Source organism: uncultured Pseudomonas sp., assembly GCF_913774235.1.
GTDB lineage: Bacteria > Pseudomonadota > Gammaproteobacteria > Pseudomonadales > Pseudomonadaceae > Chryseomonas.
Genome location: NZ_CAJYDW010000018.1, coordinates 180,767 through 207,079, shown reverse-complemented (window position 1 = coordinate 207,079; position 26,313 = coordinate 180,767). Strand labels below are relative to the sequence as shown.

At 62.3% G+C, this 26,313-nt stretch carries 27 protein-coding genes; 10 read left to right on the top strand and 17 right to left on the bottom strand.

Translation table 11 applies throughout. The features are described from left to right. Window positions 1–73: 73 nt before the first annotated feature. The 8 genes from QZ471_RS20150 to QZ471_RS20115 form a co-directional block, all read right to left on the bottom strand. The gene (locus QZ471_RS20150) at window positions 74–1,426 is read right to left on the bottom strand and encodes an OprD family porin (RefSeq protein ID WP_295467136.1); all 1,353 of its coding nucleotides are present in this window, start codon (window positions 1,424–1,426) and stop codon (window positions 74–76) included. A 137-nt stretch (window positions 1,427–1,563) separates the two neighbouring features. Next, window positions 1,564–3,021, bottom strand: a complete 1,458-nt coding sequence (locus QZ471_RS20145) for an ATP-binding cassette domain-containing protein (RefSeq protein ID WP_295467134.1) — start codon at window positions 3,019–3,021, stop codon at window positions 1,564–1,566. Continuing rightward, entirely contained in the window at window positions 3,018–3,839 is an 822-nt protein-coding gene (locus tag QZ471_RS20140; protein WP_295467132.1) for an ABC transporter permease, read from the bottom strand. The genes QZ471_RS20145 and QZ471_RS20140 overlap by 4 nt, the downstream gene beginning before the upstream one ends. Further along, on the bottom strand, window positions 3,836–4,771 hold the full coding sequence (locus tag QZ471_RS20135) for an ABC transporter permease (RefSeq protein ID WP_295467130.1): 936 nt from the start codon (window positions 4,769–4,771) through the stop codon (window positions 3,836–3,838). The genes QZ471_RS20140 and QZ471_RS20135 overlap by 4 nt, the downstream gene beginning before the upstream one ends. Then, on the bottom strand, window positions 4,768–6,300 hold the full coding sequence (locus QZ471_RS20130; RefSeq protein WP_295467128.1) for an ABC transporter substrate-binding protein: 1,533 nt from the start codon (window positions 6,298–6,300) through the stop codon (window positions 4,768–4,770). Before QZ471_RS20130 ends, QZ471_RS20135 begins: the two co-directional genes overlap by 4 nt. 413 nt (window positions 6,301–6,713) lie before the next feature. After that, the gene (locus tag QZ471_RS20125; protein ID WP_295467126.1) at window positions 6,714–7,289 is read right to left on the bottom strand and encodes an EF-hand domain-containing protein; all 576 of its coding nucleotides are present in this window, start codon (window positions 7,287–7,289) and stop codon (window positions 6,714–6,716) included. A 102-nt stretch (window positions 7,290–7,391) separates the two neighbouring features. Then, window positions 7,392–8,459 (bottom strand): HAMP domain-containing sensor histidine kinase, encoded by a 1,068-nt coding sequence (locus QZ471_RS20120; RefSeq protein WP_295467124.1) that lies wholly within the window; start codon window positions 8,457–8,459, stop codon window positions 7,392–7,394. Window positions 8,460–8,461: 2 nt separating this feature from the next. Continuing rightward, complete coding sequence (locus tag QZ471_RS20115; protein WP_295467122.1) at window positions 8,462–9,202, bottom strand: response regulator; 741 nt, start codon at window positions 9,200–9,202, stop codon at window positions 8,462–8,464. Window positions 9,203–9,548: 346 nt separating this feature from the next. On the opposite strand from QZ471_RS20115, the gene QZ471_RS20110 reads away from it, so the two are divergent. The 7 genes from QZ471_RS20110 (at window position 9,549) to tal (ending at window position 17,103) form a co-directional block, all read left to right on the top strand. Then, window positions 9,549–10,124 carry a sigma-70 family RNA polymerase sigma factor gene (locus QZ471_RS20110; protein WP_288479773.1) on the top strand — a complete coding sequence of 192 codons (576 nt, stop codon included), beginning with the start codon at window positions 9,549–9,551 and terminating at the stop codon, window positions 10,122–10,124. After that, window positions 10,121–10,828, top strand: a complete 708-nt coding sequence (locus QZ471_RS20105) for an anti-sigma factor (protein ID WP_295467118.1) — start codon at window positions 10,121–10,123, stop codon at window positions 10,826–10,828. Before QZ471_RS20110 ends, QZ471_RS20105 begins: the two co-directional genes overlap by 4 nt. Window positions 10,829–10,902: 74 nt before the next feature. Then, window positions 10,903–11,466 (top strand): fasciclin domain-containing protein, encoded by a 564-nt coding sequence (locus tag QZ471_RS20100; RefSeq protein ID WP_187979306.1) that lies wholly within the window; start codon window positions 10,903–10,905, stop codon window positions 11,464–11,466. A gap of 1,322 nt (window positions 11,467–12,788) precedes the next feature. After that, the gene (locus QZ471_RS20095) at window positions 12,789–14,321 is read left to right on the top strand and encodes a sensor domain-containing diguanylate cyclase (protein ID WP_295467113.1); all 1,533 of its coding nucleotides are present in this window, start codon (window positions 12,789–12,791) and stop codon (window positions 14,319–14,321) included. 179 nt (window positions 14,322–14,500) lie between these two features. Beyond that, window positions 14,501–14,782 (top strand): phage baseplate assembly protein V, encoded by a 282-nt coding sequence (locus QZ471_RS20090; protein WP_295467111.1) that lies wholly within the window; start codon window positions 14,501–14,503, stop codon window positions 14,780–14,782. A 336-nt stretch (window positions 14,783–15,118) separates the two neighbouring features. Further along, on the top strand, window positions 15,119–16,129 hold the full coding sequence (gene dusA, locus QZ471_RS20085) for a tRNA dihydrouridine(20/20a) synthase DusA (RefSeq protein WP_295467109.1): 1,011 nt from the start codon (window positions 15,119–15,121) through the stop codon (window positions 16,127–16,129). A 47-nt stretch (window positions 16,130–16,176) separates the two neighbouring features. Then, window positions 16,177–17,103, top strand: a complete 927-nt coding sequence (gene tal, locus QZ471_RS20080) for a transaldolase (protein WP_295467107.1) — start codon at window positions 16,177–16,179, stop codon at window positions 17,101–17,103. Between the two features lie 12 nt (window positions 17,104–17,115). Here the strand turns inward: tal and rssC are convergent, their stop codons facing one another. Further along, window positions 17,116–17,598, bottom strand: a complete 483-nt coding sequence (rssC, locus tag QZ471_RS20075) for an anti-sigma factor antagonist RssC (protein ID WP_059229407.1) — start codon at window positions 17,596–17,598, stop codon at window positions 17,116–17,118. Further along, window positions 17,595–18,779, bottom strand: coding sequence for a two-component system response regulator RssB (gene rssB / locus QZ471_RS20070; RefSeq protein ID WP_295467104.1), 1,185 nt, complete (start codon window positions 18,777–18,779; stop codon window positions 17,595–17,597). The genes rssC and rssB overlap by 4 nt, the downstream gene beginning before the upstream one ends. A gap of 203 nt (window positions 18,780–18,982) precedes the next feature. Between rssB and QZ471_RS20065 the strand changes: the two genes are divergently transcribed. After that, window positions 18,983–19,282 carry a PilZ domain-containing protein gene (locus tag QZ471_RS20065; RefSeq protein WP_295467102.1) on the top strand — a complete coding sequence of 100 codons (300 nt, stop codon included), beginning with the start codon at window positions 18,983–18,985 and terminating at the stop codon, window positions 19,280–19,282. Between the two features lie 63 nt (window positions 19,283–19,345). Here the strand turns inward: QZ471_RS20065 and QZ471_RS20060 are convergent, their stop codons facing one another. Then, complete coding sequence (locus QZ471_RS20060) at window positions 19,346–20,047, bottom strand: VacJ family lipoprotein (protein WP_295467100.1); 702 nt, start codon at window positions 20,045–20,047, stop codon at window positions 19,346–19,348. Window positions 20,048–20,190: 143 nt separating this feature from the next. Here QZ471_RS20060 and QZ471_RS20055 point away from each other — a divergent pair, with 143 nt between their 5' ends. Continuing rightward, window positions 20,191–20,460, top strand: a complete 270-nt coding sequence (locus QZ471_RS20055; protein WP_059229415.1) for a DUF4404 family protein — start codon at window positions 20,191–20,193, stop codon at window positions 20,458–20,460. Here the strand turns inward: QZ471_RS20055 and queF are convergent, their stop codons facing one another. Genes queF through QZ471_RS20040 form a run of 3 tightly spaced genes read right to left on the bottom strand, consistent with a single transcriptional unit; the run spans window position 20,461 to window position 23,011 of the window. After that, on the bottom strand, window positions 20,461–21,288 hold the full coding sequence (gene queF, locus QZ471_RS20050) for an NADPH-dependent 7-cyano-7-deazaguanine reductase QueF (protein WP_295467097.1): 828 nt from the start codon (window positions 21,286–21,288) through the stop codon (window positions 20,461–20,463). 14 nt (window positions 21,289–21,302) lie between these two features. Beyond that, entirely contained in the window at window positions 21,303–22,082 is a 780-nt protein-coding gene (locus QZ471_RS20045; protein WP_295467096.1) for an ABC transporter permease, read from the bottom strand. Further along, window positions 22,079–23,011, bottom strand: coding sequence for an ABC transporter ATP-binding protein (locus QZ471_RS20040; RefSeq protein ID WP_295467095.1), 933 nt, complete (start codon window positions 23,009–23,011; stop codon window positions 22,079–22,081). The genes QZ471_RS20045 and QZ471_RS20040 overlap by 4 nt, the downstream gene beginning before the upstream one ends. Window positions 23,012–23,153: 142 nt before the next feature. Between QZ471_RS20040 and QZ471_RS20035 the strand changes: the two genes are divergently transcribed. Then, complete coding sequence (locus tag QZ471_RS20035; RefSeq protein ID WP_295467093.1) at window positions 23,154–23,564, top strand: PA2817 family protein; 411 nt, start codon at window positions 23,154–23,156, stop codon at window positions 23,562–23,564. A 57-nt stretch (window positions 23,565–23,621) separates the two neighbouring features. On the opposite strand, the gene nfuA is transcribed toward QZ471_RS20035, so the two are convergent. The 3 genes from nfuA to QZ471_RS20020 all read right to left on the bottom strand — a co-directional run bounded on the left by nfuA (window position 23,622) and on the right by QZ471_RS20020 (window position 26,260). Continuing rightward, window positions 23,622–24,206 (bottom strand): Fe-S biogenesis protein NfuA, encoded by a 585-nt coding sequence (gene nfuA / locus QZ471_RS20030; protein WP_007158397.1) that lies wholly within the window; start codon window positions 24,204–24,206, stop codon window positions 23,622–23,624. Between the two features lie 81 nt (window positions 24,207–24,287). Further along, window positions 24,288–25,253, bottom strand: coding sequence for a diguanylate cyclase (locus QZ471_RS20025; RefSeq protein ID WP_295467089.1), 966 nt, complete (start codon window positions 25,251–25,253; stop codon window positions 24,288–24,290). A 2-nt stretch (window positions 25,254–25,255) separates the two neighbouring features. Continuing rightward, the gene (locus tag QZ471_RS20020) at window positions 25,256–26,260 is read right to left on the bottom strand and encodes a response regulator (protein ID WP_295467088.1); all 1,005 of its coding nucleotides are present in this window, start codon (window positions 26,258–26,260) and stop codon (window positions 25,256–25,258) included. Between the last annotated feature and the right edge of the window lie 53 nt (window positions 26,261–26,313).

Sequence of the window (26,313 nt, the reverse complement as noted above, 5' to 3'; positions counted from 1 at the left end):
GAGTCGGGAGTGATCAGCGGTCAGCGAGTCGTCTCCAATGGTAGGCCTCTCTTTATAGTCATACTTTAATTATTCATAGCAATCTCAACGGATAGTCGACGATCGCACGCAGTTGGTCGACCGAGCCACCGGTGGACAGTGACCCCCGGTGCCAGGCTTGGCGCACCCGGATCGAAAGCCCCTTCGCCGAGCCGGACTGGACGATGTAGCGACCCTCCAGGTTGAGCTCCCGCTCGCGGTCGTCGGCGCCATAGCGACCTCGATAGGCGCTGTTGGCCTGCAGGTCGCTGCCGTCGATGTCGGTGCCCTTGATATAGCGAGTCATCAGGCTGAGTCCCGGCACGCCCAGGGTCTTGAAGTTCAGGTCGTAGCGCGCCTGCCAGGAGCGTTCGCCTGGTGCGTTGAAGTCGGAAAACATCGAGGCATTGCCGAGGAACAGGCCGCCCCCGACGCGACCGTTGTCACCCAGGCCGACGTAGTCGAAGGGCGTATCGCCGTCGATCCGTTGCCAGCCGAGGGTGAAGGTCTGGGACCCCAGGCTGTAGGCCGCGGCGAGGCTATAGGCGGTATTGTTGATCGGACCGGCCTTGGCCGCGCCGCTGTCGAGCGTTCGGTAGAGGTTGGCGTCGAAGGTCAGCGCCTGGGTACTGGACAGCGACTTCACCAGATTCAAATTGCCGTAGTACTGGTTCCAGATGTCGTCCAGTTGCGCGGCATAGAGGGACAGGCTCACACCCTTGATCGGACTGTACTTGCCGCCGGCGAAGTCGAGGTGGTCGGCGCGCTGCCGCGCGTAACCGGCCCAAAGATCGCCATCGCGGTTGGTGCTGACCTGATCGGTCGCCGAGGTGAAATGCCCGGCTTCCAGCAACAGATCGGCGATATCGGTGCTCGCCAGGCTCCAGCCGGTGGCGGTTTGCGGCAGCAATCGACTGGTGCTGATGGCGAACACCGGTGCACTGGGCGCCTGCTGGCCATAGCGGACCACCGTCTTGGCCAGCCGCAGCTTTACCGCCGCGCCGGCGCGAGAGTATTCGTCGGCAGGCTGGTTACCGGCATGCACCGGCAGGTTACCGGTCCCCCGCCGCCCAGGACCGCCGTCGAGTTTCAGGCCCAAATAGCCGAAGGCATCGACCCCGAGTCCCACGCTGCCCTGGGTGAAGCCGGACTGATAGTCCAGCAGGAAACCCTGGGTCCAGTCTTGCTGATCCAGACGACCATTGCGGCGATCGCTGCCGAAGTAGTAGTTGCGCGCGGTCAGCGTGAGCTTGCTGTCCTCCTCGAACCCCTCGGCTAGCGCCTCCTCGCCACTCCCCAGTAGTGCGTATCCGCCGACTACCCCTAACGCCAGCGGACCGAACAGCCTGCCGAGACCGGGCCGGTGAGCGTTGACGCCTGTTACCGCCTGTTGACTTGAGCGTTGCATGATTTCCCCTGGTTATTGTTGGCGATGGATCCAAATCGCGGATAGCCGCGTGCGAACCGGGGCGGACGGCCGCCCGGTTTGCAGAAAAAAGTGCAAAAATTCGCCCCCGTGTACCTGGGGCGAGGTGCTTTCTCAGGTCAGGTGAGGGCTTCGGCGAGTCGCTCGGTTGACGCGGACGGCCGCTGGACACCGCTAGCCGGATCGCTCAATTGCAGGCGGCGGTCGGCTACGGCCTTGACCAGGTCTTCGTCGTGACTGACCAGCAGGATGGCCGTGCCGGCCTCCTCCGCCGTCTCCACCAGCAGCTCGATCATTTCCTGCTGGGTGATCAGGTCCAGTCGCGAGCTGGGCTCGTCGGCGAAGATCAGCGCGGGCTCTAGCAGCAGTACCCGCAGCAGGGAAAAGCGCTGCAGCTCACCACCGGAAATGTTGCCGGGCAATCGATCCAAAAGGCGCTCGTCGAGGCGCAGTCGTTGCATTAGCCGACCGATGCGCGCGGCATCCAGCCGGTGCAAGCGGACCAGATCCACCAGCAGTTGGCGAATCGTCACCCTAGGGGCGAAGGCCGCCACCGGATCCTGGTGCAGCTTCTGGAAGGCAAAGCGGCTCAAGCCATCCTTGCGCCGCAGGCGACCGCCACTGGCCGGGGCAAGGCCAAGCAGGATGTCGCCGAGGGTGGACTTGCCACAGCCGGACGGCCCGGTCACGCCGAGGATCTCTCCCGGTCTGACCGCGAAGGACAAGCCTTCGAACAGCGGCCGCCCCCCGCGGCTGGCGCTCAGGCCTTCGACCGTTACCAGCGGCTCGCCCTGGGCCTGGCGTTGCGGACGCCGGGCCCAGCGCGCGGGATCGGCCGCCAGCAGTTGCCGGGTATAGGCGTGCCGGGGCTCGCCAAGTACCTGCTCCGCCGGGCCGGATTCGATCACCCGCCCCTTGAGCATGATCATCACCTCGCCACCGAGTCGCCGCGCCACCTCCAGGTCATGGGTGATGATCAGCAGACTGCCACCCTCGGCCAGCAGCGCCTGGAGCAGCTGGATCACCTCGTCGATGCGGTCGCGGTCCAACCCCTTGGTGGGCTCGTCGGCGATCAGCACCGGCGCGCCGCCAGCGTGGGTAGCGGCGAAGGCCAGTCGCTGCGCCATGCCGCCCGACAGCTGGAAGGGATACTTGCGCTCGGCGCCCGCCAGGCCCAGCCGCGCGAGATCCACCGTTGCCTTCTGCCGCGCCTTGGTGCCCGTGAGCCCCACCACCTGGGTGTAGGTCTCGCTTACCTGGGCCAAGGCCCTCATGGTCGGGTCCAGGCTCAGCCAGGGCTCCTGGGGCAGTACCGCCAACCCCTTGCCCCAGTGCCGACGACGCCCGGCCTGGCGGCCTTCTTCGCTGAAGCCGTCCGCCAAGGTGATCTGGCCCTGGGCCTGCAGACCGGCCGGCAGGTTACCGACGACACCCTGGGCGAACAGGCTCTTGCCCGAGCCGGTCTCGCCGATGATCGACAGCACCTGCCCTGGCGCCAGGCTGATGGACAGCGGCTCCACCAATTGCCTTTCAGAGGTGCGGATTTCCAGCGCCACGGTGCTCAGCAAGGTAGTCATGGCTTACGGCCTCCGGTGATGAGCAGCAGCGCCAGCACGGTCAGGAAGATCGCGCAGATCGGCAGGGCGATGACGAAGGGCGCCTCGGCGTAATAAGGCAGCAACTCGGTGATCATCAGCCCCAGCTCGGCGGTGGGCGGCCGCACGCCGATGCTGACGAAACCCAGCGCGGCGATGGCCATGATGGTCGAGGCCGCGCCGAAGGCGGCGATGGTCAGCAGGACTGGCGCCAGTTGCGGCCAGAGGTGCCGGCGGACGATATAGACCGGTCCGAACCCCAGCAACTGACTGGCAGACACCGCCGGCGAAGCCAGCACGGTGCGCGACAGTGCCCGGGTCATGCGGAAGTACTCCACCCACAACACCAGCGCGACGGCACTGTAGAGGGCGACGAAGGAGCCGGGAAACACCGCGACGATCAGCAGCACCAGCAGCAGACCCGGCAGGGCCAGGAATAGCTCGGCCAGCCCGCCCAGCAGCTTGTCCACCACCCCACCCTGCCAGGCGGCGAGAGTGCCCAGCAGCACGCCGGGAATGGCGGCGGTGCAGACGCTGATGAAGGCCAGCCCCAGGGAGAAGCGAATGGCCACCGACAGCCGCGCGAGCATGTCGCGCCCCAGGTGATCGGTGCCGAACGGATAGGCGCTGCTCGGCGGCGAGAGGATGGCGTTGTAGTCCTGACGCGCGATGTCCCCCTGCCAGAGCAGCGGCGTGAGCACCGCGAAGGCGATCAGCACCGCCAGCAGGCCCAGCCCCAACCAGCGTGCCGCTGCACGCTCCGGTGGCGCCGCCAGAACGACGCTACTGTCCAGATTCATACGTTCCTCCCGCGCGGATCGAGCAGATGGTTGGCGAGATCGACGACCGTATTGAGGATGACGAAGAGTAGTCCCATCGCCAGGGCCGTGCCCTGGACCATGGGTACGTCGCGCTGGACGATGGCGTGGACCAGGCCATGGCCGATGCCCGGCCAGGCGAACAGCGTCTCCACCACCACCACGCCCTCGATGAGATACACCAGTTGCACGCCCAGGTAGGTCACCACCGGCACACCGATGTTGCGCAGCCCATGGCGCAGGAAGACGCTGGCACCGCGCAGCCCCTTGAGGCGGCCGAAGCCGTAGTAGGCCGAGGCGGCCACCTCGACGGTGGCATCCCGGGCCACCCGGGACGACACCGATGCCAGCCCCAGGGCCAGGGTCAAGGTCGGCAACACGCTGTGCCAGAAGGTGCCATGCCCGGCCGCCGGAAACAGCTGCCAGGAGATGGCGAACAGCAGCACGAAGATCACCCCCAGCACGAATTGCGGCAGCGCCCGGATCGCCGTGGTCAGCACCAGCACGAAACGATCCAGCAGGCGGCCCGGTCGCAGCCCGGCCAGCACCCCCAGCGGCGGGCCGATCAGCAAGGATACGCAGACGGCGCCAATCGCCAGGCGAATGGAGCTGCCCAGCTCGTGAGCGACCACCTCGATCACCGGCTTGCCGGAGACCAGCGAATGGCCGAGATCCAGGGTCAGCAGCGCGCCGATCCAGGCCAGGAAGCGCCACAGCAGCGGCTGGTCGAGATCGAGCTCCGCACGCACCGCCTCGGCGGCGGCGCTATCCACCAGATCGTAGCCATAGCGGCCGGCGGCGATCCGGTAGGCGGCATCGCCCGGCAGCAGACTCATGAAGAGGAACGTCAGAGCGCCCACCAGCAAGGCCACCAGGCCTGCCTGTAGCAGACGGAAGGTCAACAGGCGCGTCATTCGACCCACCGCAGCTTGCTCAGGCCGAAGGTCCGCTCGAAGGGATCGATGGCCGCCCCTTCAACGGCAGTGGACACGGCGAGGGTCTGTCGATACCAGGCCACCGGAATTACCGGCAGTTCCTGCTGCACCTGGGCCATGGCGATGCGGCGATGCCGCTGCTGCTCGGCAGGGTCGTTGGTGGTCAACAGAGCCGCCAGTGCCTGGTCGAAAGTGGGGTTCTGCCAGCCCAACGGCCCCCACTCGGCCCCGCCGTGACTGAAATCGTTGAGCAGCGTGACCAGGGGATCAGGCACCAGCGCGAAGTTACGACCATAGAGCGCCAACTGCAGCGAGCCATCGTTATGGGCGGCGGGAATGGCGCTGGAGTTCTGCACGGCGACCTCCACGTCCACCCCCACCTCACGCAACTGTGCCTGCAGCGCCGTGGCGATCAGCGGCAGTTCCGGACGATCGGAGTAGGTCAGCAGCTTGAGCCTGAGCGGCGTGCCGTCCTTTTGCAGGATGCCATCGCTGCCCGGCGTCCAGCCCTGCCCGGCCAGCAGCTTGCGCGAAGCCGCGGGATCGTAGGCCAGCGGCGCCAGCTCAGGGTCATGCCAGGCAGGCACGTTCTTGGCGAACAGCTGGGTCGCTGCGGTACCCGGTGCACGCAGCACGGCGGCGGCTACCCCCTCGCGCTGGATGGCCAGACTCAACGCCTGACGAACCTCGACCGGCGCGGTGGCCCCGGCAGCGGAGTTAGGAGTCAGCAGTACCACTCGGGGAACCGGCTCGATCAGCACCTTGAGGCTGCTAGAGCGCTTGAGCTTGGCGATGCTCGGCGGATCCAGCTGGAACACCAGTTCGGCGTCCCCACTCTCGGCCATCAGGGTACGGGTCTCGCCGCGGCCAGCGGCCAGGTAGGTCGTCCTGGCGATCTCCGGCTTGGCTCCCCAGTAACCGGCGAAACGCTCCGCAGCCAGGCGCTGGGGCGGTTCCAGCAGGGTTAGCTGATAAGGCCCCGTGCCGATGATCTTCTGCACCTTGCCTTCCGCATCGTAGGCCGCCGGCGCGAGGATGTTGGTGGAGGAATGGGCCAACAGCGCCAGCAGCGGCCGGAAGGGCCTGGCGAGCTGGATCACCACCTCGTTGCCTTCCGCGTCGACCGACTCTATGCCGGCCTGCCTGAGCACGCCGGGCTTGCCCCGCGCAGCGTTCAAGGCAGCGGCGGCAGCCGCAGCCGTGAGCGGGCTGCCATCATGGAAGCTCACCCCCTGGCGCAGGGAAAGCCGCCAGGTCCTGCCATCCGCCGACGCCTGCCACCTCTCCGCCAGCCCAGGTGCAGGCTGCCCCTGGGCATCCGCCTCCAGCAAGGTCTCCGCGATCTGCATGCGCTGGAAGACGAAGCCGGAGATCGACGGATCCAGGCCGCCGATCTCGAAGGGGCCGACCACGTCGAACACCCGGTCCTGGGCGAAGGCACCTGGCAAGGCTAGAAGGGTCAACGTCGAAGCGGTAACGGCGGAGCGGAAGGAGCGCGGGATAAACATGGTGTTCCTTACGAGCGACTGTCTCAGCGCAGCGCCGAGCCGCGATAGCAGGAAGCGCAACGCGGCGGGTTCTGCGGGTCCAGGATGGCTGACGGCGCTGCACGCCCCTCAGGCTGCAAACCGCCCTCAGGCGATCCGGCTAGCGGCTTGCGCCTGAGCCATCCGACGAAAGGCGCACGTTATATCATAACAATTTCTTGAGATACGTTAGATGCGTGCCCGCGCAACATCCTGAAACAACAGCGTTTTCTGGGAGGTCGGCCGCCCCCGCTGCGCGAGCGCGTCCAACGAAGGCCGAGCGAGGTGATCAGCAGTGCGACCGACGCCTGGAACGAACCCAAGCGCGAACCGTCGAGCACCGCGGGAGGATGGCACAACGCCCGAACGCACCACCCACCCTCGCGGCGGCTCGATCAGGCGGCGACGCTCAGCCCACTGCTGGAGCTGCTGGAAGTGCCATAGCTGCCAATACTCTGGTACTGACGCAACACTGCCTGGACCAACTGATCGTAGGGAGTCGAGGTGGTCTGGCTGGTCGTGTCGCTGGACGAGGACTGAGCCGCGCCAGGCTTCGGCGGTGGGGGTGGCGGCATGCGTCCGTCGCTACCTTCGCTGCTGGCCAAGCCCTCACCGGAGCCCTGGCCTTCACCCGTGGGCGGCGGCGCGAATACCGAAGCGAATTCGCTCTCGCCCACGCTGCCATCGCCGTTTTGATCGAGCATGCCGAGGAGCTTGTCGACGTCGATGTCACCGCTCGCAGCATCGCTGTCCTGGCTGTCACTGGCCGCACTGGCGGCGGTAGTGAGCTCGCTCTTGCTGATGGTGCCATCGCCGTCGCTATCGAGCTTGCTGAACAGCTTCTTCAGCGGATTGTCGTCATCGCTGCCACTGATGCTCTGGTCCGCGCTGCCGCTATTGCTGCAGTTGCCTTTGATCGCGCTGGCACTGCCGTAGTAGCTGGAGTAGCCACTGCCTATTCCGCTGATCATGGGAATTTCTCCTGGAAGATGCGGGACGTAGGTATCCCGCACGCTCCAGTATCCAGTCGCCACGTATCGGCGATTTACCGCCTTTGTATGCCCACCGACACACTAGGGTGGCGAGCGATGCAACGTCACCTGGCAGGTCAGGCCGCCCCCGGGCGTTTCCTCGAGATTCAGCTCGCCGCCCATGTGCGCCGCAGCCTCACGGGCAATGGCCAGCCCCAGCCCCGTGCCACCGGACGATCTGTTGCGTGAGCCTTCGAGGCGATAGAAGGGCTCGAAGACCGCCTCATGCAAGGCCGCGGGAATGCCCGGGCCATGATCGACGATACGAATGATCAGGCGATCGGGTCGTTCCACCAGGCGGATTTCCGCGTGCCCGGCGTAGCGCAGGGCATTCTGCAGCAGATTAGTCAGGCACGAACGCAGCGCCATGGGTGCCACCCACAAGGGCACGCAGGTCCCCTCGACGGACACCTGGGCGCCCTCCTCCTCGGCATCCTCGGCCATGGCCTCGACCAGCGCCTGGACATCGCACAGCACCGGGCACTCCTCGCGATGCTGTTCGCGCAGATACCTCAGGGTGCCGTCGAGCAAGGCGATCATGTCGTCCACGTCCTGGCTGACCCGGGCATGCAGCCGCGGATCGTCGATGTCTTCGATGCGCAGCTTCACCCGGGCCAGGGGCGTGCGCAGGTCGTGAGAGATGGCGGTGAGCATGCGGCCGCGCTGCTGGATCTGCTCGAGCAGGTGCTGGTGCATGCGATTGAGCGCCCGGGCAGCCTCGCGGGTTTCCCAGGGACCGGTGACCGGAATGGGCGAGCCATCGAGATTGTGGCTCAGATGCTCCGCGGTCTGCGTCAGCTGGCGCAACGGCCGCGTCAGCAAACGGGCGCCCAGCCAGGCGGCGATCACCAGGGAGCTGAGCTGGAACACCAGGGGGCCGCCCAGTAGCCATTCCACCCGTCGCCACCAACTGGGCTCACCGTCGGCAAAGTGATCCCGAAACGGCGGTGGCGGCTCAAAGGGCGCTTCCCGCATCGCTAGCGGCGGCCGGGGCGGCGGGCGGTCGCCGAACTCATGGCGGAACCAGAAGAACGCCAGCAGGTGGCCGAGCAGGATGGCCAGCAGAAACACCCCGAACAGCCGCGCGAACAAGGTATCCAGGCGCCGCATGGCTAGGCACCTATCTGCTTGGCATCGAACAGATAGCCTTCTCCGCGCACCGTCTTGATCAGTTGTGGCGCGCGGGGATCATCCCCCAGCTTCTGCCGCAAGCGGGACACCTGCAGGTCGATGCTCCGATCGAAGGCCTCGATGGCCCGCCCCCGCGTGGCATCCAGCAATTGCTCCCGACTCAGGACATGGCGCGGGTGCTCGATGAACACCCACAGCAGCCGCACCTCGGCATTGGACAGGGGCACCATCACCCCCGCCGGCGAATGCAACTGGTGCAGGACCCCGTCCAGCTTCCACCCATCGAAGCTGACACAGGTCCGCGGCGCCTTGCGCGGGGCGTGGCGATTGTCCTGCGTCCGCCGCAACACCGACTGGATACGGGCCACCAGCTCCCGCGGCTCGAACGGCTTGGCCATGTAGTCGTCGGCGCCGAGCTCCAGGCCGATGATCCGATCGGCGGGTTCGCACTGGGCGGTCAGCATCAGGATTGGAATGCCGCTGTCCCGCCGTAGCGCCCGGCAGAGCGACAGGCCATCCTCTCCTGGCAGCATCAGATCCAGCACGACCAGGTCGAACGTCTCCTCCGCCAGCGCCTGACGCATCTCCCGCCCATCGCCCACCCCCCGCGCCTGGATGCTGAAGCGCGCCAGATACCCGCAGATCAGCTCACGAATCGGCGGATCGTCATCCACCAGCAGAATGCGGGACGTCCAGCGCGGGGATTCGGATGGAAGCGACATCGGGGTTACCTGAACAGTCAGACGATCTGGAGCTGCATGCTAGCCGCTCAGCCCGCGAGGCAGCTATGGATTGGTATGTAGGCTTGTGTAAAGGTGGTCAAGGGGTGGATACGCAAAGGGAGCCAGCCAGGCATCCAGCCACCCGCCAGTCGAGAGGGCGTTCGCGCACGTCGGTAATCGCGATTGCGAAACCGTCGATTCGATGGTAAATCGAACCCATCGCCCGTCGCTCTTCCAGTTGGCTGGGGAGTGAAGCCGTCAGGACCAGCACTTCAGAGCTCATCGCAGCGCAGCCATTGCCGGGCAACAATAAAATACTGCTGCGCCTCCTTTCGGAACGCCATCCTTGACGAGCAGATCCGCCGCATCGGCCACCCCTGAACCCAATCCCGAGCCCGTCGCGCTCAATGTCCTGCTGCAGGCCTGTGGCCAGGGTAATCGCCTGGCCTTCGAAACGCTCTACCGCGTGACTTCGAGCAGGCTGTTCGGCGTATGCCTGCAGTACGTGGGAGATCGCGCGGAGGCGGAAGAGGTACTGCAGGAGGCCTATACCGCCATCTGGCTCAAGGCCGATACCTTCGATGCCAGGCTTTCCAGCGCCCTGACCTGGATGGCGACGCTGGCGCGGCACAAGGCCATCGACCGACGCCGCGCCCAACATCGCCACGAGTCGCTCGACAGCCTCGCCGAGAAGCCGGCAACCCAGTCAGTCGCCGAAGACTTCGAAGCCCATCGCCAGAGTCGCCAGATCGATCACTGTCTGAAAACCCTGGGCAAGGATCAGCAGACCTATATCCGGGTCGCCTTCTTCGAGGGCTACTCCTATGCCGAACTGGCTGCCCGCCACAGCATCGCGCTCGGCACGATGAAAAGCTGGATTCGGCGTGGCCTCCTGCAACTACGAGCGTGCCTGGGCCTATGAACGACAAGGAGATCCCTTCTACTGACCGGCAGTCGCTGCTCATCGCGGAGTACGCCCTGGGCGTACTGTCCGCCGAAGAACGCCTGCAGGTGGAGGAGCTCGTGCGGCAGGAGCCTGCTTACCAGGAGCAGTTGGCGGCCTGGCAACGGCATTTCGCCGACTGGCTACCCGAGTTTCCGGTCGTCGAACCGCCGGCTCACGTCTGGCAAGGTATCCAGCAACGGCTGTTCCCCACGAAGGAATCGGCACCCGAGCCGATCCGCCGTTGGAACAACCCGCGCCTATGGCGCTGGACGACGGGGCTGGCGCTAGCCGCGGCCTTCGTGCTGGCGGTGCTCGTGCTGCTGCGCCCGGTCCAGGTCGAGGCGCCCGCCCTGCTCGCCCGCCTGGAACAGAGCAATGGCAGCCTGGCGTTCAGCGTCACCCTGCAAGGGGACGGCCGGCAACTACTGTTCGTACCCGTTGGCAAGTCCAATTGGCCAGACAGGAGCGCCGAGGCCTGGATCATCACGGCGGACGGCAAGCCCCACTCGCTGGGCCTGCTTCAGGACGATACGGCCGTGACCTTGACGGTACCCGCCGGACTCGCACCGGCACTGACGCCAGGGGCGGTACTGGCGGTCTCCCTTGAACCACGGGCCGGTTCGCCGACCGGCTCGCCAACGGGACCGGTCATCGCTCAAGGAAAAATAATCGCGCTTTGATGCATCCGTTTGCCGGGCTGCTCCGTACATTCATCACCCTCATCCGGAGGGCCGAAGAACTCAGGAGACGCAACATGCACACCTTGCTCAAGCGTATCGCCGTTGTAGCCAGTCTCGCGATCCTAGGTGCCACCGCCCCGCTCAGCTTCGCCGCGGATACCGTCATGGTCGGCGGCGCGCCCATGTACCCATCCAAGACCATCGTCGAGAACGCGGTCAATTCCAAGGACCACACCACGCTGGTGGCTGCCGTCAAGGCAGCGGGTCTGGTCGACACCCTCAACGGTAGCGGCCCTTTCACCGTCTTCGCCCCGACCAACGAAGCCTTCGCCAAGCTACCGGCCGGTACCGTCGATACCCTGGTCAAGCCCGAGCACAAGGCCGACCTGACCAAGATCCTGACCTACCACGTAGTGCCCGGTACCCACACCGCCAAGCAGTTGATGGCCGAGGCCAAGATGCATGGCGGCATGACCAAGCTGAAAACCGTCCAGGGCGAAGATCTCACCGTGAAGCTGCACGACGGCAAGCTCTGGCTGGTCGACGCCAAGGGCGGCAAGGCCGCCGTCACCATCGCCGATGTGATGCAGTCCAACGGCGTGATCCATGTGGTCGATACCGTGCTGATGCCGAAGTAACGGGTAGGCGGGATGCGGATACCTGCAAGGGGTATCCGCATCCACCAGGTACTGAGGCTGCCCATGACGGATCGGGCCGACCGAGGCCGAAAAGCCCGTCTGGTGCGGCCTCCAGAGCCTCCCGTTGCGCTTCGTAGCAAATTTGTAGCTCTGACCTCTTCCAGCCCGTTCGTTGACGCCTTAGCCAACGCCTGAACGCCGGCCTGTGAGCGTCTATGAACACCCTCTTGAAAATTGGCAGGCCATCCATCGCCGTCGAGCGGGATTGCGCCCGATACCATTGAGCGAAGCGTACCCGTCGAGCGCAGACTGGGCCCTGCCCCCTCATAGGCTTAACCCATCAGGTAACACGGTGCAGAGCAGCAGAACGAAGGCTTATGTCGCAGGCTTTTTTCCATGGCATTACCAGGTCGAGATCTCCATTCAGGAGTCGAGCCACGGACCTGTCCGAATTACCGTCATTGACCGGTCCCGACGCCGATCAGCTCACCTCTCGGCAACCGTCAGAGAGGTGTTGGACATTAGCTCGATGAGCCTCCTCGCCTCGGATCTTCAGAACGAACTAGATCAGACATAAAGACTATAGGTGTTTCAGGCATACAGTCTGCAAACGCAAGTAGGAAACAGCCGCCTCTACGATCAGGCAATTGATAGCTAAGGCATCAACTCGGCTACGTGCGCATGCGGACTATGACATTGCATTTGCGAAACAATGTCTAGCATCCAAAGCAACGGTTATTAACCATCAACTCAAAGATCAACCACGGCAGTTGGGCCCCGAGACCGCAGAGCCAACCCGAGTTGAAAGGTTTACGAAAGCTTTGTGATTTTATTGTCAATTGACCAAGAACAATCGATTCACCAAAAATTAAATGATCACTATTTAGATTAGCCTTTCGACCAAATGGTCATGATACTGGCAGCCATGTGACGCACATCACACATTTTCTTATTGTCAATTTTTTTACTCCCGCGACGATATGCAACATCTAGCAGATACAAAAGCTATATCGAAAACTAGGGACATCAATGGATTCTTTCGATGATAAATCGCTTTCCGAGCGACTATCCGCGCTCTCTGAATTTAATCGCTCAAGCTTACTTGACTGGACAGACAAAGACACGCAATTCCGAAGAAAGCTTATTGAGGCATTGCGAGAAAGATGTACCGGTAATGACAAGCAACCAGGGGATACCGCACTTCTTCAATGGGCAATCCTAAGAGAGCAATGCTCAGACATTGTCACCTCTTCTCTTGACCCTTTACCTAAGATCACCGATTAGGTTTTCAGCCTATTAGCCAATTGTCGAGACACCCGACCATGCCATTCAGACCCGACAGTAATGCAGTCAGCTCGGACAAGACTCCACTGCAAACCGTAATTTCCTCAGCGATAGTTTTTTTGACTACATTTGGCGTTTTGTTTTACATGTGCCTACAAGTTGAAAAAAAATCAAATACAGCAGTCTCTGCAAATTTTAGAATGTTGGCTGACGAGCGTATAAGCAGAGTTCAGACCAGGTTTCGCTCCGAGCTGGCACGAGTTACCAGCACTAAGAGATTCATAGAAAATTCCGACATTACCACGGAGTCGGAGTTCAATGGCTTTACCTTGCCCTTCCGCCAGACATATGGCAATTACATCCTTGCCAGATTCATCGACACCGAAACAATAGATAAAAAAAGACAAGCAATCCATCAATCTTCGCCATTCAACTATCAAACCTACTCCAGCCCGCCAAACAAAGAACCGATAAATCAAAGCAAGAGCACCGCACTGACAATTATATTTTCCACAACCCCAAGTTCCGAATATCGCACGGGATTTGACCTAAGTTCAAACGAAAGTCTATTTAATAGCTTCCGAAGGGCTCGCGAAACGGGCACGACCACAGTGTCGTCCCCCACCGAACTGGAACCCGGAAAACACCAAGCATTCTTTATCAGCCCAATAGGTTGCGTCAGCAGAAACTGTGAAGAAAATGCAGCCTTTGTTGCCTCCATCGTACCTCTGAGCGAGCTCATGGAGGCCGACATCCCAGCCTCCAGCTCCGGTCAAATGGCAATAGGTCTGACTTTCATCGGTAGCAACGGAGTCTCGTCCACCGTCTACACCAACGGCATCCCACCTGCAAAGCAGGAAGGCCTGATACAGACTAAAACTCTGGTTATGGACGACTTTCAATACGTCATGACTATCGCGGCATCGGACGCCTTTCTACTGTCACAAGGTGAAGAGTTCAAGAGCTCCTATTTGATTGCACTGAGCACTATTGTCAGCAGCCTTCTATCCCTGATGTTCTTTTTTCTTGCCAATCAAAACCGCAAGACCTCGTATCTCGTCCTCAAGAAAACCCATGAGCTCGACGTAATCAACCGAACGGACTTTTTGACGGGGATTTATAACAGACGTCACTTCAATGAAACCATGGAAAGCTTAACCAACGCCATTCATCCAATTTTCATCAAGCACGGAATCGTGGCTTTTGATGTCGATCATTTCAAATCAATAAATGATACCTTCGGCCACGATAAGGGAGATGAAATACTATCCGAGCTTACCACCCTCATATCTAACAACCTTAGGACCAAGGACGTCTTTTGCAGAACAGGCGGAGAGGAGTTCTCTATAGTATGTCCAGACACCAGCATCACAGGCTGCATGGTACTTGGCGAAAAGTTACGCCAAGCTGTAGAAAGCCATGATTTCCCAATAAAACGCAAGGTCACCATTAGCCTGGGAATTACCGAGTTCTCTTATGGACAGCCTATCAGTTCGATAACCAAGAAAGCTGATCAAGCGCTGTATGCTGCGAAAGCAGCTGGTCGAAACCGTATTGAAGTAAGCATGTAGCGTCTGACGTCAGCGCTCTGGTAGATCCTTATTGCTCACGAGACCTTCATTTGTAGGAAATTTCGCCACAAATGTCGCTAGCTGCATCCTAACTGCTCCTCCGCAGCATGACCGACACCGCCGCCCTCGCCCGCCCATCGAGAACCTGATCCGCCTCGGCACCATCGCCGAGGTCGACCATGGCAGTCTCACCGACCAGCGCCCTGCTGACCGGCCAACTGCCCTGGCTCCCCCTGCGCACCGGCAAGAGTCGCGAGTGGGATCCGCCCACCGTGGGCGAGCAGGTCGTCATCTTCAGCCCCAGCGGCCAGACCGCCCAGGGCATCCGTGCCCTGCGGCCTGTTCAGCCAGCAGCTGCCGGCCAACGGCGATCGCGCAGGCGGCGTCACCGACCTGACCAGCCACGACGGCATCAGCATCGTCGGTCCGCTCAACCACCAGGGAATAGATCAGCAGCGTAAGTGCGCCGGGCAAACCGATAGCCAGCGAAAATGTCGGCGCGCAGTCACGCTGTTAAAAATCTGGGGCTCCCATCGCATTAGTCGCTTCAGCTGTTCACCACAGCAGCTGGGACGGTCGCCGCCCGCTCAGAAACCTGGGATTCTTGATAGACTGTTTCCCTCTCGCGGCGCAGCCTGATCTGGGCATAAACATTCACGCCCTAGCGCGTTCTCGCCGTGCCATCCTTCCAGTCTGCTGCCGAGTGTTAGACGTTTTTCCGAGTGCTCGAACTCAGCACTGAGCCAGGAAAAGCACGCTGAAACCGGGCAGAACAGTGCTACAAACGAAGTTTCCGAATGCTTGCCGAAACCGCCTCAAACCCAGTAACCACGCGCCCTGAGCCCTCCCGCCGCTTTTCCGTGGCGCCGATGATGGACTGGACGGACCGCCACTGCCGCTATTTCCATCGCCTGCTCTCGCAACATGCCCTGCTCTATACCGAGATGGTCACCACCGGCGCCCTGTTGCATGGCGATGCCCAGCGCTTCCTGCGCCATGACCGGACCGAGCATCCCGTTGCCCTGCAACTGGGTGGCAGCGTGGCACAGGAGTTGGCCGCGGCGGCACGGCTGGGCGAGCAGGCGGGCTATGACGAGATCAATCTGAACGTTGGCTGCCCCAGCGACCGGGTACAGAACAACCTGATCGGCGCCTGCCTGATGGCCTATCCCGAGCGCGTGGCGGACGTCGTCAAGGCGATGCGCGATGCCGTGGCCATTCCGGTGACGGTCAAGCACCGCATCGGGATCTCCGGCCGCGACAGCTACGACGCGCTGCGGGACTTCGTCGGCCAGGTCGCCGAGGCTGGTTGCCGCAGCTTCACCGTCCACGCCCGCATCGCCATCCTCGAAGGGCTTTCGCCCAAGCAGAATCGCGAGATCCCGCCGCTGCGCTACGAGGTGGCCGCGCAGCTGGTGCAGGATTTCCCGGATCTGGAGTTCATCCTCAATGGCGGCATCAAGACTTTGGAGACCTGCCGCGAGCAGCTGCAGGTCTTCGATGGCGTGATGCTGGGCCGTGAGGCGTACCAGAACCCTTACCTGCTGGCCGAAGTGGACGCCGCGCTGTATGGCGCGGATCATCCGCAGATCAGCCGGCATGAGGTCATGCTGCAGCTACGCCCCTACGTCGAGGCGCATCTGCAGCAGGGTGGCGTCGTCCATCACGTCACTCGGCATGTTCTTGGCCTGGCACAGGGTTTTCCTGGCGCCAGGCGCTTTCGTCAACTGTTGTCCACCGAGTTGCATCGCAGCCCTGATCCGCTGCGCCTGTACGACGAGGCCACTGAACTTCTCAGAGGCCATTGAGTCACGTCTCCACGATGTCCATTCGTTAACCGAAGGAAAGACCTGCCATGAGCAAGCTGGAACAACTCAAGCAATACACCACGGTCGTTGCCGACACCGGCGACCTGGACGCCATTGCCCGCCTCAAGCCCTACGACGCCACGACCAACCCTTCGCTTCTGCTCAAGGCGGCCGCCCTGCCCCGCTACGAAGACCATCTGCAGGCCGCCTTCAGCGGCGCCGGTGGCGACATTGGCCTGGCCTGCGACCGTTTCGCCGTGGCCGTGGGTGGCGAGATCCTCAAGCTGATTCCCGGCCGCATCTCCACCGAGGTGGACGCGCGCCTGTCGTTCGACACCGCCGCCACCCTGGAGCGCGCCCATCGCCTGATCGAACTCTATGAAAAGGCCGGTATCGGCAAGGACCGCGTGCTGATCAAGATCGCCTCCACCTGGGAAGGCATCCGCGCGGCCGAGCAACTGGAGAAGGAAGGCATCCAGACCAACCTGACCCTACTGTTCTCCTTCGCCCAGGCCGCAGCCTGCGCCGACGCCGGCGTATTCCTGATCTCGCCCTTCGTCGGCCGGATCTACGACTGGTACAAGAAGGCCGAAGGCCGTGATTACGAAGGCGCCGAAGATCCGGGCGTGAAGTCCGTGACCCGCATCTACCAGTACTACAAGGCCAACGGCTACAAGACCGTAGTCATGGGCGCCAGCTTCCGCAACCTGAACCAGATCGAGCAACTGGCTGGCTGCGACCGCCTGACCATCAGTCCCGAGCTGCTACAGCAGCTGTCGGACGCCCAGGGCGACCTGCCGCGCGTGCTGACCGCCGACAGCAAGGGCGGTGAGCCCAAGCAGCAACTGAACGAGGCGGCCTTCCGCTGGGCGCACAATGAGGATGCCATGGCCACCGAGAAGCTGGCCGAAGGTATTCGCCAATTCGCGCGTGATCAGGAAAAGCTGGAAGTGCTGCTGCCCGGCAAGCGCTAAGAGCCGACGCGGTCAGTGCCTTTCCAGGGCACTGACCAGATCGCGAAAGGCATTGCGGTTGGATTCATTCAGGCCCATCAACACCCGATGGGCTTCCAACACACGACTGCGCACCTCGGCTTCGGACTGGTCCTGCGGTGGCAGGTCGGTCAGGCACTCCGGGCAAGGCAGCACGGTCTCGACGATATTGAACACCTGATCGAAGCCCATGGAATCCAGCAGCCGCAGGATGTCCGGGTTGTTCGTCGTCAGCATGGGCAGCAGGCCGATGCGCTGCCGCGAGAGGATCGACAGCTTGGCCAGCAGGCCCAGGGTGGTGCTGTCGATACTCTGCGTCTCGGTCAGGTCGATGACGATGGACGAGAAATTCAGCGACGAGAAGATGTGCTCGATGGTCGCATCCAGCGCCGAGCAGAGGGTCAGGCGCACCTCGCCGGTGAATTTCAGGACAAAGGTACCGTCCTGCTCGGCAAATTGGATTTTTCCGGTGCTCATGCCAGATTCCTGCTCAACACCAGCAAAGCGATATCGTCAGGCATGTCATTGACCGCTGCCAGATCAAGGGCTTCACTCAGGCCTGCCAGTGTACCGCCGGCGCGGCGAACGTGATCGGGCAGGCTGCTTTCTTTCTCTTTCAAATTATCTCCCGGCAGCAGATCGAAGATGCCATCCGAAAAGAGGGTCAGGCTGAAGCGCTCCGGCAAGGCCATCTGGTAGTCATTGTAGGTGGCCTCCTTGAACAGGCCCACTGGCAACCCCTTGCCTTCCAGGAAGCGGGTCTCGTCCGGCGTGTGCAGGACCGGCAAGGGCAGGTGCCCACCAATGCTGTAGCTCAGGGTCTCGGTGGTCTCGTCGATCACCCCGCCCAGCATGGTCACGTGTTTGCCCAATTTGCAATCGAGCAAACCCCGATTGATGTGGCCGAGCACATCCGACGGCTTGAATTCGGGTAGCGTCCCGTTGCGCTTGGACTCGTACAGCAGCCGGGTGGTCATGAACTTGAGCAGCACCGTGACGAACGCCGATGAGGCGCCATGTCCGGAAACGTCCGCCAGATAGAAGGCGACCCGATGCTCGTCAATACGAAAGTAGTCGACGAAATCGCCGGACAGGTAAAGCGACGGGATGATCTCGTGGGCAAACTTCAGCCCCTCGGTTTCCCAGGGTGTCACCGGCAGCATGTTCATCTGCACGTGGCGACCGGCGTTTTGGTCTTCCTGCAGCAGGCTCAGGCTGGCCTGCAACTCGCGATTGGTATTCTCCAGCTTGACCCGGTAGCGATCGTTCTCCAGGCGCAGCCGGGCACGATCCAGCGCCCGGTTCACCGAGTGCTCGAGCACCACCAGGTCTTCCAGCGGTTTGATCAGGTAATCGGCGGCGCCCAGGCGCAGGGCCTCGACGACATCGCTCATCACCCCCGCGCCGGACAGCACCAGCACGGGCGTATCGATGGAGAGCTCACTGATCCGGCGCAGCAGCGTCAGCCCATCGACCTGCGGCATGCGCAGGTCGCAGATGATGAGATCAGGCTGTTCACGCTCGAAGATCTGCAGGCCCTGCTGGCCATTGCTGGCTTGCAGGACATTGAAGCCACTGTCCTCGAGATAGTCGGCGAGGCTGAGGCGAACCACCTCGTCATCGTCAATGATCAAGAGCGTGGCAGGCGTATTAGACATAGAGGATCCAGGCATGCACCCGAACGGCTAACCGGCGGACGCTATCCGACACGGGCCACGGTGATTACGACACGGCGAGACACTACTCCCATCCACCCAGGCGTTCAAGCTTGCCAACGGGATGGATTTTCTTTACAGGGTGCCTTTCTTGAGTTTATACCTCAAGCCTAACGCTATCCATCCTCCCACGCAGTAGGATTGCCATGAGTACCAGTGACCGCTCTTACAGTGAAAAGCGCGACTTCATTCGCATGAATGTCGATTCCCAGGCCATCCTCAAGGTGGGAGACCAGAGTTTCGATGCCCGCTGCGTGGACATGTCCAGCACCGGCTTCCAGATCGAAGCGGAAACCGCGCTCTCGGTCGGTGACCGGGTGACGGTGATCATTCCCTCCAGTCATCCCGAACTCAAGGGTTTGGAAGCGGATGCCGAGGTGCTGCGCGTCCAGGCCACCGATTTGGGCAAGCAATTGCTCGGGCTGTCGGTGCTCGAGATGCGCTAGACGCCATAGCAATGAAAAAAGGCAGCCTCAGGGCTGCCTTTTTCGTTTCATCCGTGTCGTGCGCTAGAAATCGTCCACCACGTGGCCATCCTTGACCTTGAATTCCCGGGTCTGCAGATAGGCGTTGCGGATGAACACGTACTTGTCGCCGGTGATCAGGCGCTCGGCCTGCAGCAGCCCGGCGCGGGTGTCGACGGTGCTGAGAGCGAAGGCGCTGTTGCGGACCGCCACGTCGTCCACATAGGGATAGGCGCTGGTGTAGCTGTCCGGGATACGGCCGAGGCCGTCACGTACGCTGCTGGGACCGAAGAACGGCAGCACCAGGTAGGGACCGCTGCTCGCGCCCCACTTGCCCAGGGTCTGGCCGAAATCCTCGTCGTTGCGCTGTAGACCGGCCTTGGTGGCCACGTCCACCAGGCCGAGGCCGCCCAGGGTGGTGTTCATCAGCAGCCGCGCGGTATCGACCCCGGCGTGTTCCACCTTACCCTGCAGCAGGTCGTTGACCAGGTTGCGCACGTCCCCCAGGTTGTTGAAGAAGTTGCTCACGCCCGTCTGCACGAAGCCCGGCGTGAAGCGCTGGTAGCCCTGGGCGACCGGCTTGAGGGCATAGGTGTCCAGGGTGTCGTTGAACACGAAGATCTTGCGGTTGAAGCCCTCCCACGGATCGGGATTCTCGGCTTCCGCCGCCATCGCCTGACCGGCAAACGTCAGGGCTGTCGCCAGCAGCGCGCCCCAGACCCTGGAACCCCGTCGCTCGACCGTCATCGCTTCTCTCCTAGTTGCACTCAGACGCCTGAAAGGCGCCGATTATAGTCATAGCTTTGCTACTTTGGCTCAGTGGCCGAACTCAGTCACTCGATCTTTGACCCGTCGTTGCGGTCAAAGAGTCCGGACACAGGAGAAACGCCATGACCACGTCTCATCTGCAGGAACAACTCGACGAACTCCGCCACCAGCTGGATCAGGATCCGCCGTCTTCGCCCGAGGACCGGGAAAGCCTGGAGCTCCTGATCCGTGACATCGAGTTTCAGCTGGCCAACGAAGACGCCACCCATACCAGCGACAGCAGCCTGGTGGATGGCGTCAATCTGGCGGTAGAGCGTTTCGAAGTCAGTCACCCCACCATGGCCGGTACGCTCAGGTCCATCATGAACAGCCTGAGCAGCATGGGCATCTGATCACTGCCGAACGTAACGTTCGGACCCGGGCTGGATATCGTCGCTGCTGCGGTAGGGATTGATATCCAGCCCACCCCGCCGTACATAGCGGGCGAAAACCGTGAGCCGTGCCGGCTCCAGTACCTGCCAGAGATCCAGATAGATGCGTTCCACGCACTGCTCGTGGAAGTCGGCGTGCTGGCGGAAGGCGACCAGGTAACGCAGCAGGCTCGCTGGGTCCAGCGCTAGCCCTGCTTCGTACTCGACGACAACAGTACCCCAGTCCGGCTGACCGGTAACCGGGCAGTTCGACTTCAGCAGATGACTAAAGAAGCGTTGGCTGTTCCGCGCTTCACCAACGGCCAAGGTCTGCACCTGTGGCTCGGCATAGCGGTCAACAGTGATATCCAGGTCGTCGATGCACTGGCCGGCTGGCCGCTGGATACCCCGGGCGGCCCAGTCGTCCAGCGAGAGCAGCGTGACCCCGACCGGGGCGCCAGCGGCTGCGCTCAGATCCCTGACCAGAATGGCTTCGAGTTCGGCCCAGGAGGCGAACACCGACTGGTTCAGGGAATTGAGATACAGCTTGAACGACTTGGACTCGATGATGTTCGGCGACGCCGCCGGGATGGCGAATTCGGCGATGGCGACCACCGGCTTGCCCGACGGCAGCAGCCAGGACAGCTCGTAGCAGGTCCAGACATCGACACCTCGGAACGGCAGCGACGCCGCGTTCAGGCCCAGCTCCGCCCACTTGGGCGCCCGCGGGATCGGATAGAGCAAGGCCGGTTCGTAGTGGCTGACGTACTCGGTGCTCTTGCCCAGGGGCGATAGTTCTACGCTCTGCATGACTCTTTCGACACTCAATGACGCATGCCACGCCCGCTGACGAGCAGGCGGATGCTGACCAGATAAAGTACGACCACTGCGAACAGCATGAAGGCGATCGCCACCCCGATGCGGATGTCCGATACGCCCAGGATGCCGTAGCGGAAGGCGTTGACCATGTGCAGGATGGGGTTGACCAGGGATACCTTCTGCCAGAACTCGGGCAGCAGGTCGATGGAGTAGAAGACGCCACCCAGGTAGGTCAGCGGCGTCAGCACGAAGGTCGGCACGATGGAGATATCATCGAAGTTGCGTGCGTAGACGGCGTTGATGAAGCCGCCCAGGGCGAAGATCGCCGCGGTCAGGACGATCACCAGTAGCATGATGCCGAGGTGGTGCACCTGCATGTGGGTGAAGAACAGCGACAGCAGGCTGACGATGGCCGCCACGGCCAGGCCGCGCAGGATGCCGCCCATGGCGTAGCCAATGAGGATGACGTGGGGCGAGACCGGCGAGACCAGCAGCTCTTCCACCGAGCGCTGGAACTTGCTGCTGAAGAAGCTGGAGACCACATTGCTGTAGGCGTTGGTGATCACCGACATCATGATCAGGCCCGGCACGATGTACTGCATGTAGGTGAAGCCACCCATGCCACCGATGCGGTTGCCGATCAGGTTACCGAAGATCACGAAGTAGAGGACCATGGTGATCGCCGGAGGCAGCAGCGTCTGGGCCCAGATGCGGGTGAAGCGGCGTACTTCGCGGTGGACGATGGTCCGCAGCGCCACCAGGTTGGCTTGGAATTCGGTACTCATCGGGCGACCTTGGCTAGATTCTTTTCCACCAGGGAGACGAACAGCTCCTCCAGGCGGTTGGCTTTGTTTCTCAGGCTCTGGACCTGGATGCCAGCGGCGTCCAGTTGGCGGAACAGCGCATTGACGCCACTGGCCTTGTCGATCTGCACCTCGAAGGAGTGATCGCCCAGCAGCCGGGTCGGATAGCCTTCCAGTTGCGGCGCCGCCGTCAACGGCTGGACCACGTCGACGATGAAGGTCTCGACGTTGAGCTTCTGCAGCAGCTTGCGCATGCTGGTGTGCTCCACCAGCTCGCCATGGTCGATGATGGCGATGTTGCGGCAGAGTTGCTCGGCCTCTTCGAGATAGTGGGTGGTGAGGATGATGCTGGTCCCCTGCCCGTTCAGCTCGGTGAGGAAATTCCACATGGAGCGGCGCAGCTCGATGTCGACCCCAGCGGTGGGTTCGTCGAGGATCAGCAGGCGTGGCTTGTGGATCAGCGCGCGGGCGATCATCAGGCGGCGCTTCATGCCGCCGGAGAGCATGCGCGAGGGGGTGTCGCGCTTGTCCCACAGCCCGAGTTGGGTCAGGTACTCCTCGGCACGCTCACCGGCGATGCGGGCGGGGATACCGTAGTAGCCGGCCTGGGTCACCAGGATGTCGAAGGCCTTCTCGAACTGGTTGAAGTTGAACTCCTGGGGCACCACGCCCAGGCAACGCTTCAAACCGGACGGGTCACGGTCCAGGTCGTTGCCGAACACCGACACCGAGCCGCCCGACTTGTTGACTAGGGTAGAAAGGATGCCGATGGTGGTCGACTTGCCGGCTCCGTTCGGACCGAGCAGCGCAAAGAAGTCACCTTCGACCACATCGAGGTCGATGCCCTTGAGGGCGGTGAAGCCGTTGTTGTAGGTCTTGGTCAGACCCCGAATGGAGAGAGCTAGACTCATGTGCCTCCCGGCAAGAACTGATTTGCAAAGAAAAGTGCTACTTCCTATAACCCCGGCAGAGGGCAAAGGTTCGATCCTAGTCGAACCAGACAATATCGGACAGTGCCCCTATACTGCGCAGCCGCTTTTTCAGGAGACACCCATGGCCACTTCCTATCTCGATCACCACGTTGCCCTCCTCGCCCAGTTGCGGGCGGTCCTGGCCGACGTCGGCGCGGCCGAGCAGGTGCCCTCGGAGAATCACGCGCTGTTCCTCGACCGCTTCGATGAACTGGTCGCCGGGCTGCCCAAGGCACCCGAGGAATACGCCTATCTCGGTCAGGATCTGCTCAGCCAGATCTTCAGCCGCTATCCGCAGATCGCCCATCGCGTCCCGCGCGACCTGCTGTGGTTCTTTGGTGGCGACTGCCTGCACTTCATGCCGGACGAAGAACTGGCGCTCTATCAACGATTGGACGAGCGCCGCCACGAGGCGGAATCCCGTGGCGAAGACTTCGACTGGGCGCAGGAGCAGCGTCTGATGGCCTTGCCGGATGACGCAGCACGCCACTGAAACGCCGAAGGGCTATCGACCTGATCGATAGCCCTCCGTGGCCGCGAGAGTGCTCTATCAGTAGTAGGCGTTTTCGCGGTTGGTATGGTCGGTCACGTCCCGCACAGCGGTAAGTTCGGGGATCCGCTCCAGCAGGGTGCGCTCGACGCCGTCCTTGAGGGTCAGATCGACCTGGCCGCAACCCTGACAACCGCCGCCGAAACGCAGCACCGCGACGTTGTCGTCGACGATGTCCACCAGGCTGACCATGCCACCATGGCTGGCGAGCCCAGGGTTGATCTCGGTCTGCAGGTAGTAGTCGACACGCTCGTTGAGCGGGCTGTCCTCGTTGACCATGGGCACCTTGGCGTTGGGGGCCTTGATGGTCAGCTGACCGCCCATGCGGTCGGTGGCGTAGTCCACCAGGGCATCTTCGAGGAAGGGCTGGCTGATGGCGTCGATATAGGCGGTGAAGCTCTTCAGACCGATGGGCTGGTCATCGGGCTTCTCTTCGCCGGGCTTGCAATAGGCGATGCAGGTCTCGGCGTACTGGGTACCGGGCTGGGTGATGAAGATGCGGATACCGATCCCAGGGGTGTTCTGCTTTTCCAACAGGTCGGCCAGGTAATCCTGAGCCGCGTCGGTAATGGTGATGGCGCTCATGGTCACTCCTCAACAGGTGTGACAAGTTTACGCCACCCCACCCCTCGACGAAAGCCCTAGTGAAACAGTCGGATAATCGACTCAGTCCAGGCTCTGGACGAAGCTGGTCACCCTATTGCGCCCGCCGTGCTTTGAGTCGTACAGCGCCTTGTCGGCCTGCTGGATCATCTGTTCATGGTTGCCCAGCGGCACGGAGAGGTCGGTGATGCCGATGCTTATGGTGAAGTTTAGCGGCGTTCCGAGCACGTCCAGGCGCATCGCCTCCACCGCTTCGCGTAACCGTTCAGCGAGTAGTCGCGCGCCGTCGACGCCGGTATCGAGCAGCACGATGCCGAACTCCTCGCCGCCGTAGCGGCCGGCGATGTCGGCAGTACGGACGTGGGTCTTGATCATTTCGGCCAGGGCCTTGATGGCCTGGTCACCCACCGCATGGCCATAGGTGTCGTTGATGCGCTTGAAGTGATCGATGTCGAGCATCATCAAGGCCATTCGGCCGCCATAGCGCTGGTGGCGGGCGAATTCCTCGGTGAGGCGCTCCTCCCAGTAGCCCCGGTTGGCCAGGCCGGTGAGCCGGTCGGTACGCGACAGCTCCTGCAGCTTGTCGTTGGAAAGCTCCAGCTGGCGCTTGTTGATGGCGACGTCGGTAACGTCGTAGATCACCACGCAGATGTGTGCGATGGCGCCGGTGGAATCCCGTAGCGGCAGCAAGGTCACGTTCTGGTACATGAAGGCTTCCACGCCGGTGATCGGCTGGTAGCTCTTGAAGTGGACCAGGTAGGGCCGTTGCTCCCAGATCGAGAAGGCCCGGGTGCCCAGCAGGACCACGCTTTCGGCCTTGGCGCGGAACCAGGCCTGGTCGATCTCGGCGAAGACGGCGAACAGCGACTGCTGGCTGACCTCGCTGAGAATCCGGCCGGAGTGGTTTTCCATGAAGCTGTTCCAGACCTCGATGCGGTACTCGAGGTCGAGCACCACCACGCCGACGTCGATGTTCTGCACGATGTCGAGCAGCCAGTGGAGCTCGTTGATGTCGATCTGTGCGGCCATGCTCAACTCATCAGGTAGCCGATCTTGCGGGTGATGCGCTTCACCGAGTCCTCGGTGAACAGCAGCAGCAGATCGAAGTGGACGTTATGGCCTTCCAGGCTGTAGCTGAGTTCGACCGCCAGGGTCTTCTTCCAGCGGGTCTTGTTGACGACGATGAGTTCGTCGATGGACGCATGGTGACCGAGGATGGTGGGGTGCCCCTGGGAGAAGCGGATGTCGAACTGCTCGGCGATGCCGGCGAGGCAGGCGCCGATGATGATGCTCGATAGGTCCAGCAGCATCTCGATGTCGCCGGACTCTCCCGTCTCGCGCCAGCGCACCAGGCGGGCCATGTCGTCGAATTCGGAGTCATGGAAGATCAGCAGGGCTTCGCCGGCGATACCCTCGCCGATGTAGCCCTGGCACACCGCGCTCAGGCGGGTCTCCCGTTGCGCGTCCTGCAGCGTCATGTGCAGCTCGCTGACTTCCAGGATGTTGACGTTGGGGATGGGCAACTGCACGAAGACGTCCAGCGCCTTGGCCAGCAGCGCACCGGCGCGTCCCATGGAGACGTTGACCACCTCGCGCAGGGCATCGCGGAAGCTGACCTGCAGCTCTGGCCGCTCGATCGGCTCGGCGGACTCCGCCGTTGCCGCCGCGTTGGCACTATAGATGCCGTGGCGTTCGAGTACCTTGGCGAGTTCGCCGGGATCGGCCGGTTTGCGGATGAAATCCAGGGCGCCCAGTTCGCGAACGCGTGCGACGGCCTGCTCCTGGACGTCGCCCGAGACCACGATGACCTTGACCGGCAGGCCCTCGCTGCGGATGGCCGCCAGGGTACCGTAGCCGTCCAGGACCGGCATGGTCAGGTCCAGCAGCATGACCTCGCCGAGCCCCTGGCGCAGTGCGGTCAGGGCTTCTTCGCCATTGGTAGCCTGGGTGATGGATACCGCCCAGCCCTCCGGCAGGGAGCGAACCAGCTGCTTGCGCGCCATGTTCGAGTCGTCACAAATCACCAGAGGAATCACGGCCACCTTCCATGACGCAGTTTTGACGCACAGTAAACGTCGGTCACCAGACA

Coding starts and splice junctions, on each gene's coding strand:
- rssC (WP_059229407.1), bottom strand. CDS start 17,598: ATGAGCACCGGAAAAATCCAATTTGCCGAGCAGGACGGTACCTTTGTC.
- QZ471_RS20145 (WP_295467134.1), bottom strand. CDS start 3,021: ATGACTACCTTGCTGAGCACCGTGGCGCTGGAAATCCGCACCTCTGAA.
- QZ471_RS20090 (WP_295467111.1), top strand. CDS start 14,501: ATGGCAGTCTCACCGACCAGCGCCCTGCTGACCGGCCAACTGCCCTGG.
- QZ471_RS20120 (WP_295467124.1), bottom strand. CDS start 8,459: ATGCGGCGCCTGGATACCTTGTTCGCGCGGCTGTTCGGGGTGTTTCTG.
- QZ471_RS20105 (WP_295467118.1), top strand. CDS start 10,121: ATGAACGACAAGGAGATCCCTTCTACTGACCGGCAGTCGCTGCTCATC.
- QZ471_RS20060 (WP_295467100.1), bottom strand. CDS start 20,047: ATGACGGTCGAGCGACGGGGTTCCAGGGTCTGGGGCGCGCTGCTGGCG.
- QZ471_RS20065 (WP_295467102.1), top strand. CDS start 18,983: ATGAGTACCAGTGACCGCTCTTACAGTGAAAAGCGCGACTTCATTCGC.
- QZ471_RS20140 (WP_295467132.1), bottom strand. CDS start 3,839: ATGAATCTGGACAGTAGCGTCGTTCTGGCGGCGCCACCGGAGCGTGCA.
- QZ471_RS20135 (WP_295467130.1), bottom strand. CDS start 4,771: ATGACGCGCCTGTTGACCTTCCGTCTGCTACAGGCAGGCCTGGTGGCC.
- QZ471_RS20100 (WP_187979306.1), top strand. CDS start 10,903: ATGCACACCTTGCTCAAGCGTATCGCCGTTGTAGCCAGTCTCGCGATC.
- QZ471_RS20035 (WP_295467093.1), top strand. CDS start 23,154: ATGGCCACTTCCTATCTCGATCACCACGTTGCCCTCCTCGCCCAGTTG.
- tal (WP_295467107.1), top strand. CDS start 16,177: ATGAGCAAGCTGGAACAACTCAAGCAATACACCACGGTCGTTGCCGAC.
- queF (WP_295467097.1), bottom strand. CDS start 21,288: ATGCAGAGCGTAGAACTATCGCCCCTGGGCAAGAGCACCGAGTACGTC.
- QZ471_RS20055 (WP_059229415.1), top strand. CDS start 20,191: ATGACCACGTCTCATCTGCAGGAACAACTCGACGAACTCCGCCACCAG.
- QZ471_RS20095 (WP_295467113.1), top strand. CDS start 12,789: ATGCCATTCAGACCCGACAGTAATGCAGTCAGCTCGGACAAGACTCCA.
- QZ471_RS20025 (WP_295467089.1), bottom strand. CDS start 25,253: ATGGCCGCACAGATCGACATCAACGAGCTCCACTGGCTGCTCGACATC.
- QZ471_RS20045 (WP_295467096.1), bottom strand. CDS start 22,082: ATGAGTACCGAATTCCAAGCCAACCTGGTGGCGCTGCGGACCATCGTC.
- nfuA (WP_007158397.1), bottom strand. CDS start 24,206: ATGAGCGCCATCACCATTACCGACGCGGCTCAGGATTACCTGGCCGAC.
- dusA (WP_295467109.1), top strand. CDS start 15,119: ATGCTTGCCGAAACCGCCTCAAACCCAGTAACCACGCGCCCTGAGCCC.
- QZ471_RS20125 (WP_295467126.1), bottom strand. CDS start 7,289: ATGATCAGCGGAATAGGCAGTGGCTACTCCAGCTACTACGGCAGTGCC.
- QZ471_RS20115 (WP_295467122.1), bottom strand. CDS start 9,202: ATGTCGCTTCCATCCGAATCCCCGCGCTGGACGTCCCGCATTCTGCTG.
- QZ471_RS20150 (WP_295467136.1), bottom strand. CDS start 1,426: ATGCAACGCTCAAGTCAACAGGCGGTAACAGGCGTCAACGCTCACCGG.
- rssB (WP_295467104.1), bottom strand. CDS start 18,779: ATGTCTAATACGCCTGCCACGCTCTTGATCATTGACGATGACGAGGTG.
- QZ471_RS20130 (WP_295467128.1), bottom strand. CDS start 6,300: ATGTTTATCCCGCGCTCCTTCCGCTCCGCCGTTACCGCTTCGACGTTG.
- QZ471_RS20040 (WP_295467095.1), bottom strand. CDS start 23,011: ATGAGTCTAGCTCTCTCCATTCGGGGTCTGACCAAGACCTACAACAAC.